This window comes from Neobacillus piezotolerans (assembly GCF_003362805.1).
GTDB classification, from domain to species: Bacteria; Bacillota; Bacilli; order Bacillales; family Cytobacillaceae; genus Bacillus_D; species Bacillus_D piezotolerans.
In genome coordinates, this window is the sequence record NZ_QNQT01000001.1 from 382,952 (window position 1) to 397,137 (window position 14,186).

The 14,186-nt window shown below is 47.3% G+C and carries 14 protein-coding genes; 5 read left to right on the forward strand and 9 right to left on the reverse strand.

The genetic code is table 11. The annotated features are described in order from the left end of the window. Positions 1-100 precede the first annotated feature (100 nt). The 4 genes from DRW41_RS01745 to DRW41_RS01755 all read left to right on the forward strand — a co-directional run bounded on the left by DRW41_RS01745 (position 101) and on the right by DRW41_RS01755 (position 5,851). Positions 101-832 carry a YwaF family protein gene (locus tag DRW41_RS01745; RefSeq protein WP_115450239.1) on the forward strand — a complete coding sequence of 244 codons (732 nt, stop codon included), beginning with the start codon at positions 101-103 and terminating at the stop codon, positions 830-832. A 36-nt stretch (positions 833-868) separates the two neighbouring features. After that, the gene (locus DRW41_RS22785; protein ID WP_181884375.1) at positions 869-1,042 is read left to right on the forward strand and encodes a hypothetical protein; all 174 of its coding nucleotides are present in this window, start codon (positions 869-871) and stop codon (positions 1,040-1,042) included. Positions 1,043-1,112: 70 nt separating this feature from the next. Further along, the gene (locus tag DRW41_RS01750) at positions 1,113-4,313 is read left to right on the forward strand and encodes a DEAD/DEAH box helicase (RefSeq protein WP_115450873.1); all 3,201 of its coding nucleotides are present in this window, start codon (positions 1,113-1,115) and stop codon (positions 4,311-4,313) included. 101 nt (positions 4,314-4,414) lie between these two features. Continuing rightward, positions 4,415-5,851 carry an NAD-dependent succinate-semialdehyde dehydrogenase gene (locus DRW41_RS01755; protein WP_115450240.1) on the forward strand — a complete coding sequence of 479 codons (1,437 nt, stop codon included), beginning with the start codon at positions 4,415-4,417 and terminating at the stop codon, positions 5,849-5,851. Between the two features lie 48 nt (positions 5,852-5,899). Here DRW41_RS01755 and DRW41_RS01760 read toward each other — a convergent pair whose 3' ends face one another. The 8 genes from DRW41_RS01760 to DRW41_RS01795 all read right to left on the reverse strand — a co-directional run bounded on the left by DRW41_RS01760 (position 5,900) and on the right by DRW41_RS01795 (position 12,538). Then, positions 5,900-6,304, reverse strand: a complete 405-nt coding sequence (locus DRW41_RS01760; protein ID WP_181884376.1) for a PepSY domain-containing protein — start codon at positions 6,302-6,304, stop codon at positions 5,900-5,902. Positions 6,305-6,418: 114 nt separating this feature from the next. After that, a complete protein-coding gene (locus tag DRW41_RS01765) occupies positions 6,419-7,132 on the reverse strand; it encodes a PepSY domain-containing protein (protein WP_181884377.1) in 714 nt (237 codons plus the stop codon). Positions 7,133-7,220: 88 nt separating this feature from the next. Next, positions 7,221-8,570 (reverse strand): sensor histidine kinase, encoded by a 1,350-nt coding sequence (locus DRW41_RS01770; protein WP_115450243.1) that lies wholly within the window; start codon positions 8,568-8,570, stop codon positions 7,221-7,223. Beyond that, positions 8,567-9,262: a response regulator transcription factor gene (locus DRW41_RS01775; RefSeq protein ID WP_115450874.1), complete on the reverse strand. Its 696-nt coding sequence runs from the start codon at positions 9,260-9,262 to the stop codon at positions 8,567-8,569. Before DRW41_RS01775 ends, DRW41_RS01770 begins: the two co-directional genes overlap by 4 nt. A 202-nt stretch (positions 9,263-9,464) precedes the next feature. Next, on the reverse strand, positions 9,465-10,655 hold the full coding sequence (locus DRW41_RS01780) for an NAD(P)/FAD-dependent oxidoreductase (RefSeq protein WP_115450244.1): 1,191 nt from the start codon (positions 10,653-10,655) through the stop codon (positions 9,465-9,467). Between the two features lie 130 nt (positions 10,656-10,785). Next, positions 10,786-11,394, reverse strand: coding sequence for a hypothetical protein (locus DRW41_RS01785; protein WP_115450245.1), 609 nt, complete (start codon positions 11,392-11,394; stop codon positions 10,786-10,788). Further along, complete coding sequence (locus DRW41_RS01790) at positions 11,375-11,905, reverse strand: RNA polymerase sigma factor (protein WP_115450246.1); 531 nt, start codon at positions 11,903-11,905, stop codon at positions 11,375-11,377. The genes DRW41_RS01785 and DRW41_RS01790 overlap by 20 nt, the downstream gene beginning before the upstream one ends. A gap of 228 nt (positions 11,906-12,133) precedes the next feature. Next, the gene (locus DRW41_RS01795) at positions 12,134-12,538 is read right to left on the reverse strand and encodes a hypothetical protein (RefSeq protein ID WP_115450247.1); all 405 of its coding nucleotides are present in this window, start codon (positions 12,536-12,538) and stop codon (positions 12,134-12,136) included. A gap of 389 nt (positions 12,539-12,927) precedes the next feature. Here DRW41_RS01795 and DRW41_RS01805 point away from each other — a divergent pair, with 389 nt between their 5' ends. After that, positions 12,928-13,311 (forward strand): VOC family protein, encoded by a 384-nt coding sequence (locus tag DRW41_RS01805; protein ID WP_115450248.1) that lies wholly within the window; start codon positions 12,928-12,930, stop codon positions 13,309-13,311. Between the two features lie 67 nt (positions 13,312-13,378). Here DRW41_RS01805 and DRW41_RS01810 read toward each other — a convergent pair whose 3' ends face one another. Continuing rightward, complete coding sequence (locus DRW41_RS01810; protein ID WP_115450249.1) at positions 13,379-13,951, reverse strand: FAD-dependent oxidoreductase; 573 nt, start codon at positions 13,949-13,951, stop codon at positions 13,379-13,381. Positions 13,952-14,186 lie beyond the last annotated feature (235 nt).

Genomic DNA, 14,186 nt, shown 5'->3' on the forward strand with positions numbered 1-14,186 from the left:
TGAAGAAAGCAGGGGACGGACTGCCGCTTCATTGCCGGGTTAATTGTAAAGACGTAGAATAACCAGCTATCCTGACGGAAGGCTGAGGGAGGAATCTAAGATGGACTGGTTCGGGGGCAGTTCGGAGAATTATCGATTTGTAATGTTTTCGGTAACGCATATTGCCGTTTTGGTGATCCTTCTCCTGGCGGGAACCGGGATGTATGTGTTCCGGGGCCGTCTCCAAGGGGCTGGGCAGAGGAAAATGGAAATTTGGGCGGCGGGAACGCTCATTGTGATGGAATCCCTATACCACATTTGGATGTATGCGAACGGCTTTTGGCGCGCGGTTGATTCTTTGCCGGCTGGCCTTTGCAGCATCAGCCTGATCCTGGCTGTAATACTTTTATTAACAGGAAGCAAATCCGTTTATGACATCTTGCTTTATACGGCCTTGCTCGGCGCGACCCAGGCGCTCGCTACGCCGTATTTGTTTTATGATTTTCCGCATTTCCGGTTCATCCATTTTTTCTCTACGCATATGCTGATTGTTCTTGTCCCGCTTTATTACACATGGGTTAGGGGCTACAGGCCTGCTTTTTCTTCAGTCATCAGGCTAGTCGTGTTTTTGAATTTAATCATGCCAGTTGTCATGCTTATTAACAAATTGGTTGGCGGCAATTATATGTATTTGAGCCACAAGCCGGAAACCGCCAGCCTTTTGGACGTGCTCGGGCCATATCCATGGTACATCCTTTCACTCGAAGGCCTTCTTGTCTCACTCAGCCTGATTGTCTGGCTGATTTTCAGGGAAAGGGGAAGGGCATCCGGGACGACCAGGGAAATCAATTAATGAAGAGGCAATGTCCGGCGAAATCAGGAGAGAATGTTGCTCAAGACCATGCTGAGTGACATTGTCTGGCCAAAACACGAAGTGGATGTCACCCAAATGCAAAAAGCACATCGGAATACCAACCAGGCGAAGAGTGAAGCAGGGGACATTCCTGCTTCACTTTTGCTTTCAACCTTCCATCTGGCAACCCGCCCAAAAAAGAGGCTATAATACTAGTACAGCAAATATGCCTTTTAAAAAATGGATAACGCGTAAAGCTGGGGAAGGAATGAGTTCTCCATTGACAATAAAACTGACTCAAACAATAATAAAAAACCGCTGCGGCCCCGCGTCTTTTAAAAGGGGCGAGGCTTATTACCGCGGGAATAAGGTTAAAATGCACCTCGCTGGAGAAGGAAAGTGGACTGCCACAGTGATTGCCGCCGAGGATTTTCATGTCACCGTGCAAGCCGACGGCCGAGGCGGTTTCACGACTGTATGCACATGCCCATCCCTGGCTTCTGTCAACAAGGATTGCCAGCATGTTGCAGCGGTCCTGCTTGCAATCTTAGGGGATGGGATTAACCCGCATCATCGTGAAATTTCCCCCATGCCTCTGAACAACGGACCCCTCGGAGGCTTTTTTGAAAATCGCCCTAAATTACCGTCCGGACACAGGCTCCATTTTGAAACCAGGGAAGTGCTAAATGCCGGATTTCATTGCAGGCCGTTCTCTTTAAATACTGGACAGGTGATGCTTGGGATTCAGCTGTACATAAACTTCATCGCGATCGGAGATATCCGCGGGTTCCTTGACAGTGTGGGAAAAGGGGCAACCGACCCATCCGGCCTCTATAATCCACAGCTCCATTGCTTTGAGGCTGAAACAGACTCTGTTCTCCATCAATTAATTCGGATTATGGACGACGAAAAAATACTGAAGGAAACTTTTATTCGAAGTGAAAATGTAACAGGGAATCCCGCCCCCGAGCTTCTGCCCATCCCGCCCGCCTCATGGAATCAGCTTTTTCCGCTGCTCGCCACGGCTCCCCATGTAAAACTCTCCTATGGCGGCAGGGAGTATCCAGGGATGCAGTTGTCCAGCGGCCCGCTTCCTCTGGAGATTGAGATAAAGGAGGAAAACGGGGGACACAAGTTTGTCGTTGGAGGTCTCGGCGAAATCATTTTATTGGAGTCCTATCGCGCCGCGTTGGCGGACGGAAAATTCGTCCAACTGACCGTAGAGGACTGTGGCCGCCTAGCTGAACTAAAACGGCTACTCGAGGGGGCAGGGACAAAAGGACTTCTAATCCCTTCCGGACAGGAAGCTTATTTTCTTGAAAAAGTAGTGCCGGGATTAAGAAAACTCGGAAGCATCCATGTCTCCGAATCGGCAGCCAAAAAGCATGCCTTTCCGCCGCTTATCGCTAAGTTGTATTTGGATCGGGTAAAGAACCGCCTTTTGGCCGGGCTTGAGTTCCATTACGGCCATCATATCCTTAATCCTTTGGAAACAGGATCTGCGGCCCATAACCCGGGAATCCACCGCAATACCGAAAAAGAAACCATCATCCTCGAATTGATGGAGAAAGGGTCCTTTGCCACAACGGAGGGCGGCTATTTCCTCCACAACGAAGAGCTTGAGTATGAATTTTTGTACCGCATCGTCCCTTTGCTTGAAAAACATGTTCAAATCTTTGCGACGACCGCGGTAAGGAACCGAATTTTCAAAAGCCCTTCCCCTCCTAAAATTAGTGTAAAGGTAAAGAAGGAACGGACCAACTGGCTTGAATTCACATTCCAACTCTCTGGCATCGCCGAAAACGAAATCCGCGATGTTCTTTCCGCGCTTGAAGAAAAACGGAAGTATTACCGCCTCCGGAATGGTTCCCTCCTTTCGCTGGAGGAAAGGGAGTACGAAGAAATCCAACGGTTTTTGAAGGAGGCGCCGATCCAGAAAGAGGATTTTGAATCGTCCTTGAATGTCCCAATCATCGAAGGGTTCCGCCTGCTCGATTCGGCGGGGGAAGGGACGGCATTTTCTTTCGAGGAATCGTTCCGTTCGTTCCTGGATGAAATCCGGAATCCAACCGGAATGGACCATCAAGTGCCCGAGCGGCTTGGGCCTGTTATGCGAGGCTACCAGAAACAGGGCTTCCAATGGATGAAAACCATTGCCAGCCATGGGTTTGGCGGAATACTGGCGGATGACATGGGACTAGGAAAAACACTGCAAAGCATCGCATTCATCCTTTCGGAGCTTCCGAAAATAAGGGAACAGAAGCTGCCGGCGCTCGTTGTGTGCCCATCATCGGTTACTTATAACTGGCTGAACGAGTTTTCCAAATTCGCTCCCGAAGTGAATGCCGTGGTTGCGGACGGAGGCGCTGCTGAGAGGGTTAGCCTGGCGAGCGACCTGGATGGGGTGGATGCCGTCATCATTTCGTATCCTTTGCTTCGGAAGGATATCGGGATGTATGAACGGAAAGAATTCCATTGCGCCATCTTTGATGAAGCGCAGGCGTTTAAGAACCCGGTAACCCAAACGGCGCGTGCTGTTAAAAAAATCAAGACTGCCCATCGCTTTGCCTTGACTGGGACGCCGATTGAAAATTCGATTGAGGAGCTATGGTCAATTTTCCACGTAGTTTTCCCGGCATTATTTCAAGGACTGCGTGAATACAGCCATCTAACAAGAAAGCAAATTGCCCGGAGAGCGAGGCCTTTCATGCTCCGCAGGCTTAAAAAGGATGTCCTTTTGGAACTGCCCGAAAAAGTTGAGGCAATCGATTCGTCCGAGCTGCTTCCGGAGCAGAAAAAACTGTATGCGGCATATCTTGCGAAGCTCCGCGTGAAAACGTTCAAGCACCTGGATAAGGAAACGATTCGGAAAAACAGGATCCGAATCCTTGCGGGGCTCACAAGGCTGCGGCAAATCTGCTGCCATCCCGCCTTATTTGTGGATGGCTACACCGGCAGATCAGCTAAGTTCGAACAGCTCATGCAAATTGTCGATGAATCGAGGTTGGCCGGCCGCCGCGTCCTGATTTTTTCGCAGTTTACAAAAATGCTCGAACTAATCGGACATAGGTTTTCGGACCTTGGGATTCCCTATTTTTATCTTGATGGGCAAACCCCATCCGAGGAAAGGGTCGACATTTGCCGCCGCTTCAATGGCGGAGAGCGGGATTTCTTTCTGATTTCACTCAAAGCCGGCGGGACAGGGCTTAACCTCCCTGGTGCGGACACCGTCATATTGTACGATCTCTGGTGGAACCCGGCGGTTGAAGAGCAGGCCGCGGACCGGGCGCACAGGATGGGACAGAAAAATTCCGTACATGTCATAAAGCTGGTTGCCAAAGGGACGATTGAGGAAAAAATCAATGATTTGCAGGAAAGGAAACGGGATCTTGTTGACGGGATAATCGGTACTGCCAATCCTTCCAACACTACGCTAACCGAAGAGGATATCAGGGAAATCCTTTTGATGGGAAGTGGTTGATTTTCCGATTTAAATTTCCTGATACACAAGATTTATAAGCTGTTAAAAACGTTTTTGGCACTTCCGCTTAGCTTCAAAAATTCCAATGAGGGGGAACGAAGATGGATGGGGCAATTTTACAAAAAGGCATGTATATAAATGGCGAGGAAGTCTATGCCGGGGATTTGTTCGCTGTTGAAAATCCGGCGACATTTGAGAAAATCGGATATGTGGCGGATGGCGGTACAAGGGAAGCGCAGATGGCTGTAGATGCCGCGCATGAAGCCTTTTTAGTATGGTCGAAAAAAACAGCCTATGAAAGAGCTGCCCACCTTGAAAATTGGTTCCAGGCAATTTCGGAAAGAACGGAAGAGCTCGCAAGGATGATTACGCTTGAACAGGGGAAACCGCTCATTGAAGCGCGCGGCGAAATTGCCTATGCGAATTCGTTCATCAAGTGGTTTGCCGAGGAGGCGAAGCGCGTTTATGGGGAAACAATTCCCGCCTCGTCAAGCTCAAAACGGATACTTGTCCAAAAACAGCCTGTCGGCGTCGTAGCGGCGATTACTCCATGGAATTTTCCGGCTGCCATGATTACGAGGAAAGTCGCGCCGGCCCTTGCCGCTGGCTGTACGGTTGTGATTAAGCCCGCCCCCGCGACACCTTTGACCGCCTTGCTTCTGGCGGAATGCGCACATGAAGCCGGGATACCCGAAGGAGTCATCAACGTCGTCACGACTAATGATGCTGCTGCAGTTTCGGACGTATGGCTCGAGGACAGCCGCGTCAAAAAAATAACGTTCACCGGCTCTACCAAAGTCGGAAAGCAGCTAATGGAAAAAGCGGCAAAAACCGTCAAAAAGGTTTCCCTGGAACTTGGGGGGCTTGCGCCGTTCATCATTGCTGAAGATGCCGATATTAACGCGGCAGTAAAAGGGGTCATGCAATCGAAATTCCGAAACGCCGGCCAAACCTGCGTGTGCGCAAACAGGATTTATGTCCATGAAAACATCAAGGAGCCATTTATCGATGCGTTCAAGACCGCATTAAATTCCCTCCGAGTCGGAAATGGGTTTGAGCAATCGACGGACATCGGCCCGCTCATCAATGAAGCGGCAATCGAAAAAGTGAAGGGACAAATCGATGATGCCATCAGCAAAGGGGCCAAAGCGATTAGAGGGCCGAAAGCCGATGAACGGAAGGGCTTTTTCATCGAGCCGGTCATCTTGTCAGGTGCGACGGACGACATGGCCTGCATGCGGGAAGAGACATTCGGCCCGGTTGCCCCTGTCAGTACGTTTTCGGATGATGCCGAGGCAGTCCGCAGAGCCAATAATACGCCATACGGACTCGCTGCCTATGTATTTACAAAATCCCTGCAAAAAGCCTTCTATTATTCTGAAAATCTTGAATATGGGATTGTCGGCGTGAATGATCCGCTTCCGGCAACAGCTCAGGCCCCATTCGGAGGGATGAAAGAGAGCGGGCTTGGCAGAGAAGGAAGCCGCCACGGAATGGACGAATTCCTGGAGGTAAAATATATTTCGATTCAGCTTTAAATAGAAAGGCAGAATCCGACTAAACGGATTCTGCCTTTCTACCTTCGTTCAATCATCGTCGCATTTATCGTCCTCACGTTCGTCCTCAGATTCAATTTTGATGATTTTCCCGGTGGTACCATCAATCTTAAGCTCGGTTTCTTTTTTTTCGTCTTTTAACTTGAACTCATACTTGACGCGGCCGTGTTCCATTTCAGCTTCGGCATCCGTAATTTCACCTGTGGCCGCGCCTTTTGCTATTTTTGCTGCTTTTTCAAAGGAAATTGCGCCGACTTTTTCAAAGGTTTTTTCAACTTCAGTTACTTCCTTTTTATTCAAGACCGGACCATGCTCTGTTTCTTTCTCAAGTTCCACTTCACGACCAGAATCATCCTTTCCGACCGCCCCAGCCGCGAATGTGCCCCCGGCAATCAATCCAAATACAACGCCTGCCGCCAAAAATTTGTTTTTCATATTTTTCACTCCCATATCTTATTCTGTTTCCATAATATCCAGCGAACATGAGAAGATAGGGATAAGAAGATTAGAAATTCATGAGAAAGCGTTTTTTGTAAAAAGATCCAAACGTTAGTCTGTCCCACTATCATCCCAGGCTACAGACAAGACTGCGCCAGAAATGGCGTGGATTTGGACAGTCGCTTCCCGGTCATCAGGCGTCTTGATTTCAACAAGATAGAATGATTGCTCGTTCTCTGTCTCGAGGTCCACATCATCCAGTTCGCCCTTTACTTCTTTCTGGGCGATCGCAATCGCCTCGTTTTCCGTCAGCCTTCTCGGTGGATTGGCGGGACTGGTTTTCTCCGAAAGCAATTCTCCGGTTTCCGCGTCGACAGTGACTATTGTAGCAGTTCCGTCCGGGTCCCTGACAACCCCGTTGTAAACCGGCTTTCCGCCTCTGGTTGTTTTTTCTAAAGAAACTAGCTCTCCCTCGGCTTTTGAAAGGATTAAACTTTTTATTTCATCCTCTGAAAGGGCAGGGGAAGGATTTTCTTCATTTAAAGTTTGCATCCACTGAATGGAAAGGATTTTACCAGTTTTTGAATCAACCTTAACCTCGTAGGAGTGGTTTTGGATATCCAGTTTAGCATAATATAATTGTTTATCGGCCTGTAAAAAAGATACGTTCCCGCCGTACCGGTTTTCAACCAGGCTTTTCGCTTCTTCCCTCGTTAGCGCTTCGGCAGATGAGCTTTCCGGCCTAAGTAAAACCCAGCCAAGCAAAACGGTTATTATGAAAAGCATACCGAATAAAGCAATATAACCCCACTTCCTGTTTAACATGTCGTCCACCACCCTTGCCGCCGATTTATAAGTTCGATTTCTATCACCATTTTGCATCGCAAACATTAAATTTTCCTGAGAAAGTGCTTCATTTTTTTATAAATAAGCTCGCTTTCGTGCCTATGCCTGGTTTGCTCTCAAGCTCGAGCCGGATTCCAAGTGCATCTGCGATTTCTGAGGCGAGGGATAGGCCAAGACCAGAACCGCCCATTTTCCTGCTCCTCGCTTTATCCACACGATAGAAACGGTCAAAAACCTTTGGCAATTCGTCCTCATCGATCCCAATTCCCTTATCTGCAATCGTGATAAGCGCTGCATCACCTTGGCAGCCAAAGGTGATTTTTATAGGTGCGTCACTGTATTTCCAGGCATTGTCGAGAAAAATAAACAGCAGCTGCTTCAATTTCTGTTCATCCGTCTTAACTAAGAGCGGCTCTCCGGAATGGTCAAGAATCACTTCACGGTTAAACGCGCTTTCAAACGCTTTTGCCGAAGCTATTACAAGCGGGTTTAAATCCATAGGTTCAATCCGGAGATTCCAATGTTCATTATGCTTTGCCAAAAGCAAAAGCTGTTCGGTCAGTTCCTTCATTCTGATAGCTTCCGAATGGATTGCTTCAACCGCTTCCACGAAAATTTTTTGATCCTGAAGGCCGCGACGTTTGAGAAGGCTGGAATAACTATCAATTATCGTAAGCGGAGTTTTCAGCTCGTGCGATGCATTCGAAACGAACTGCTTCTGCTTGTTGAAATTCGTTTCGAGCAGTCCGATCATATGGTTGAACGTATCTCCCATTTGATAAAGCTCATCCTTGGACTTGCTTTTGAGCGGAATCCGTTTAAACTGGCCGCTCCTGCGGATTTCCGACATGATCGAAGTCATGGATGATATAGGCCCGATAATGATTTTGCCGAGAAAAGCACTTGATGCCAGTACCGGAATCAAGGCGGTAAATGTCGCGAGCAGGAGTACAAGGCCGAGAGTTCGGACGATTCCCGCTGCAGGTTCAAGGCTGGCCGTTATCTGGAGATTAGCGACTCCTCCGCTGGGAAGAATAATCGGCATTGACTGGAACGAATAATCCCTGCCAAGGTATTGAATCCTTCCGCCCGTTTCACTGGCGAAATAGCGGGGCGTCCTCCTTGCAAGCCTTTGCTCCATTTTGGATGTAGCTGCCGCCAATCCTTTCCCTTCCATGCTGACAAGCTGAATCATCCCATTCCCAGGAACATAGGTGCGTAGGAGGGCGTCCTCAGATACCTTTCCTAGAGACTGCGCCACGACGGCGGAAGCTTTTTTCATTTCCACTTCGGATGCTTCCAAATGGCTTGAATAAATCTGCTTACTGAACACGATGTAAATGAATAGGTTCATACTGATTAAAACGAGTGCGCACAGGGCGGCTGTGTACAGGTTTATTTTGGAACGGAGTTTCATTTGCCCTCCCTCAGAGCGTAACCGACGCCACGAACAGTTTGGATGAGAGGAGGGAAGCAGGGCAGGTCGATTTTTTTCCTAAGATAGCGGATATAAACATCAACGACATTCGTATCGCCCGTAAAGTCATACCCCCAAACCTTTTCAAGAATCTGGTCCCTCGTCAGCACCTGCCTCCGGTTGGCCATCAAATAGACAAGCAAGTCAAATTCCCTTGGGGTCAAAACAATTGAAGTCCCGCCCCGATTTATTTCCCTTGTTTTTTGATTCAATCTTAGCCCAGCGAAAGAAAGGATGCTTCCGTCTTCCAAAGGCTCCTGTATTGTTTTATAGCGTAAAGCCGCACGAATCCTTGCCAGCAGCTCGTCAATCTGGAATGGTTTTGTAATATAATCATTTGCCCCAAGATCCAGGCCGTTGATTTTATCTTCGACCGTTCCCTTCGCTGTCAGCAAAATCACCTTTGTATAAGGGTCGTTCGCCCGTATCCGCCGAAGCAGGTCGATTCCGCTCATGCCCGGCAGCATTACATCGAGTAAAATCAAATCCCATTTACCGGTCCGGTAAGCTTCAATACCTTCAATGCCATCAGCGGCCTTCGTTACGGAATACCCCTCAAACTCCAGCTCAAGCTCCAGCACCCTCGAAATTTTCTCTTCATCCTCAACAATCAAAATCGATTCCTTATTCATCCAACCGCCCCCTGAAAAAACTTCCCTTATACTTAAAATAAATGAAAATTCATAATATTTCCACCCCAGTGAAACAGGTAGGAGAAAGGACGGGTCTTGTGCTTCACTTTCTTCAATAATGAAGCGGGGGAGGTATTCCATGCTCCATCCAAACAAAACAAAAACCGCCCGCTAGAAGCGGACGGAAAACCATTTTCAACTCTCATTTCTTGATTTCCTTTAGCAGCAGACGGGGGCCGCCGAGCATGAAGAAATACCGTTTTTCAATGACCCATTTCATGAAGGAGGCAAAGCGCCCGTGGATTGCTTTCCCGTACACGACCCCGGTCGCGTTTTTATGGCCCATGCTCATCACAGTGCCGCGGTGGATATACTTGAACGGCTTAATTGCTACCCCATAAATTTTCGCCGCCAGGTTTCTGCCGCAGTATTGACCCTGCTGCAAGGCGATCTGGGCTGTGGGAGGATAAGGATTTCCCTCAGGGGAGAAGCTGACGGAAGCGTCGCCAAGTACATAAACGTCCCGATAGCCGGGAACCTCGCAGTATTCATTCACAATGACCCGCCCGTCCCTGAACGTCTTGAAACCGAGTCCTTCAAGGAGCGGGTTGCCCTTGACACCTCCTGCCCAGATAAATGTATTCGTCTCGATTGTGGAACCATCCGTAAAGCGGACTTCCGTCTCAGTACAGGAAGCGATTGTAGTACCTGTCCTAAATTCTGCGGGAATCTTTTCGAAAGCCTTTTTCGCATCCTTCACCATGGAAGATTCGTAGCCTTTCAGCAATTCATCATGGGCCTCAACGCAGATGACCTTGACGAGGTCCAGTCCGATGCCGTATTCATCACATAGTTCAGGCAATTTTTCAGTAAGTTCATAAATGAATTCCATACCTGAAAATCCGGCGCCCCCAATCACAAAACAAAGCCGCTTTTCATCGTGGTCTTCAAGGTATTTTTCGATCTGTTCCTCGATGTGCCAGCGTAGTCGGTTCGTTCCTTCCCAGTCGAACAGGAAGAAGGCGTGCTCATTCACTCCGGGAAGCCCATATGTTTGCGGTACGCCGCCAATCGTAAGGACGAGGTAATCATAATTCAGTTCATTGTTTTTGAGCGTGACGGTTTTTGTTGCAATGTCGATGCCAATCACTTCATCTTTAATAAAGTTTACCCGCTCCGAATCAATCAGTTCTTTAATAGGAAAAACAATCGATTCAGCCTGGATGGTTCCAGCACCCGACTCATGCACTTTGGTTGTAAGGTAGTGGTAGTCGTTTTTGTTGACGAGGGTAATCTCCGCGCGCTTGCCATGGACTTTCTTCTGGAGAGTAACGGCGGTCAGCAAACCCGCATACCCTCCACCTAGAATAACAATCTTTTCCTTTTTTACCATCCGTATCACTCCCTTTGACTATAGTATACTATTTTGCTCAAAACTTCACAATCTATTTGTGAAATATTGAGCAAATTTTCTTTTTTCAAAAAAAGCATAAAAAAGCCGGCTGCAACCGGCTCGGAAAGAGTTATTCATTTATCCGGAACGTCCTGGCGATTTTTTCAGCATCCGAATGATCAATTTTGTTATAGTAGAAATAAACATGGTACCGGAGCTTTGATTTTTCCGAGAGGAAGAAGTAGTGGCGGATTTGCATAGCCTCGTCAGTTTTCTGATGGTCGAGTGTAAACCTCACGGGATACTGAAAGCCGGGGCGGGCAGTGTCTTCAAAACGATTCTGTTTGGCTATATTCTTGTGCATTTCTTTTTCCGTCATGACTTCAATACCGCCGGCCTTTCTTCCATTCACATAAAACTCCACTATATCGTCGGAAATCCTCTCAATCGTAAATTTATCCATCGGGTCAATCGAAAACTTTTCTCCAGGGGCCGAGCCTAAGCCGAAGAACAGGCCGTTGCCGGTAATGCTGCTGACCACGAAGGCGGAAAGCCCGATAAAGAGGAAGGCCAGAACCGCGAAGCTTAGGGCCGCCGGGAAAAAAATTATCCGTTTTCGAAGCGGGGAATCAGCCCGGTTCAGAGAGGCGCCAATCCGTACCTTCGCCGCATGGTTAAGGCTAAGGCGGGGGAAGGAGTTAAGTTCCTTTTGAATTTCTTCATTCGTTAATGGCCGCATTTTGGGCACCTCCTTTTTCATTCCTCGACTGTTTCCTCAAACCTTCGATAGCCCGGTGGAAGGAGAGGTTAACCCTTGCTTTTTCCCAGCCAAGGATTGCCGCTGTTTCTTCCGGCGTGAGCTGCATGATGCCGCGAAGGATGAGGACATCACGGTAAGCGGGCTTCATTTGCTTAATCAACCCATAGAGCTCTCGCTTCGTTTCGTCCTCGAGGACATGTTCCAAAGGGTTTTTATCCGGGGCGGCAGCCTTGTTCAAGAGGCTGATGGGGAGGAACCGTTTTAGCCTGTTTTTCCGCAAATGGTCTATTGCCACATTCCTCGCGATTGTTATCAGCCATGTTTTCGGATTCGAGCGCCCTTCAAACCTGTTCATATTTTGATAGGCTTTTATAAAGGCTTCCTGGACAAAATCCTCCACGTCCTTTGTCCCAAAATAATAAACGAGGTAGTTATACACGTCATCGTGGTAATCATTGAACCATTGCTGGATGAGTTTTTCATTTTCCATGTCCGGCCTCCTTTACTTTGATTTACCAATTAGACGGAGAAGGGAGGGAGTAATTTCAGCTTTTTAAAAATAAGTGCAATTTCCGCACAAAGAGCCCGGACCTGATTCTGCAGCCGGGCTTCCTTGTTGCTGATTTGAGAATAAAGTGTACCGTTTTCCCTTTAAGTTTTTTTCTAAAGAGTTGTTTGTAGATCAGAAACAATATCTGAAGATTAATAATACAGCGATTTATGCTTTATCTATGCCTTCAACTGTTTTCCTCGGGAAAAATTGTCTAAAAGGAAGTAGTAATCCGAGGAGAGATATGACAATGAAAATAACTTGATGGATATGATCATTCCCTGGTGGCAGGCCACCCACCAAGTGCACTATCCAGAAGATAGGGTAATACCAGAGGGTAAGCCACGCCCAACTTTCTTTTTTTCGGAACGAAGTGATAGTGATTGCGCAACCGAAAAAACCCATTCCTATTGTTGCAACGCCAATCGCTCGCACCAATCCCAAATCATAAGGACCAGCAATCCGGGGAAATAAGCTAACTAATATACCAAAAATCAGTATCCCAGCTCCGGTAATAAGAAGGAACAACCAGCTGATTCTGAGAAACAAAGGCTGCCTTTTAAGTTTTGACATATCCGCCACCCTTTTCCCGTTCAATAAGAATTACTATTACTATTCGTGTCGGAGGGGGTATATTCCTTTTTCGATTTTTTTAAGATCAACTTAAACACTTTTTATAATACCAAGGTATTCCTTCCACAACCCGACATCTTCCTTGTACCGTTTAGCCATCACAAAAGGCCATTTAAAAAGAAATCAAGAGTTTGCGGCGTCCGTTCGAGCACTTCAATCGCTTCATTCATTGAAAAATTCATTCGCGTCCCACTTTACGTATTTTTAGGTTTTTTTACAAACTTGCAATGATTAAGACTTAGCATTTTAGAGGAACTTTACACTATAAAAAGGTATTCACTATTGAAAAGGAGAATACATAGCGGATAAAACAAAAAGGTGGAATTCGAATGGAAACAACAGCATCGCCAATCGCATGCAAAATAAACAATGTATTCATCCATGTCAGCGATTTGAAAAAATCCGCGGCCTGGTACAGCAACCTTTTGGGCCTGCCAATCAACCTTGAGGAAGTTCAATCCCCGGTATACAACATCCCGGTAACTGGCCAAACAGGCTTAACCCTTGATGACCATACGTTTGACCCAGGGTTTACATTGAGGCCATCCAAACATGTATTATTCAATTTATTTGTAAAAGATATCGATGAAGCGTATGCGTTTATTAAAGAGAATGATATTCTGGTTGTCAGGGAGATTGAACGGATTGGAGAGTTTGCGTATTTTAATTTTGAAGATCCCGATGGCAATGTGTTGATGATTTGCAATTGTTAGATTAAAAACGGCCAAGCGCATGCCTGGCCGTTCTCTTTTTAAAAATGGGTAATGCGGGAAAGCATTCTTATTCCTTAGGCTTTAAAACATCGTGGTCCACGTAACGTTCGCCATTAAGCTCGCTGATGACGTTGATGGCAACCTTCGCTCCGTCCCCGGCGGTGATGATCGTATGGACGCTGACGCCCGCGCATGTGCCGGCAGCCCAGGCGCCCGCAACATTCGTCCGTCCGTCTGCATTTGCATCAAGGACGGTTTTGATCCTTGGTTCTGTACCCGGTTTCGTATTTACGCCAAGCTTTTCAGCAAGGTCCACTGAAATGCCTGTCGCAAAAATTACGTGCTTTGCCTCAAGAGTGCCTTTGTTTTCAGTTTCAATTTTGAAACCGCCTTCAGTTTTTTCAACGTTAGTGGCAGCATCTTCAAGTACTTCCGCTCCAAATTTCTTCGCTTGGGATTTTCCTGTTTCAATCAGGTCTGGACCGGAAATTTCAGTTACGCCATAATGATTTTCAACCCAGGCACGCTTCGTCATCCCTTTGTCACTGTCAATCACGACGGTCTTTTTTCCTGCCTTTGCTGCGAAAAGCGCCGCGCTAGCACCCGCGGGTCCTGCTCCGATAATTGCGATATCAAACATGCTTTAGCCTCCTTAAAGATATCTTGAACTAAAGATATGTTAAAACAACGCTTTTGGAAAAGTCAAACAAGTAGACTTTAAAGAAACAAATTTAAGTGTTTTCCACTTTCGGAAGGTTCATTTCCACTGACTTTAGCACAGGAGGCGGCCCCGACACCAGCTTGCCTGTGCATGCGGCGTTTATCCGTTCAGGCGAGTTTGCTATACTAAAAAAGAAATGATTGCGGGCAGGATT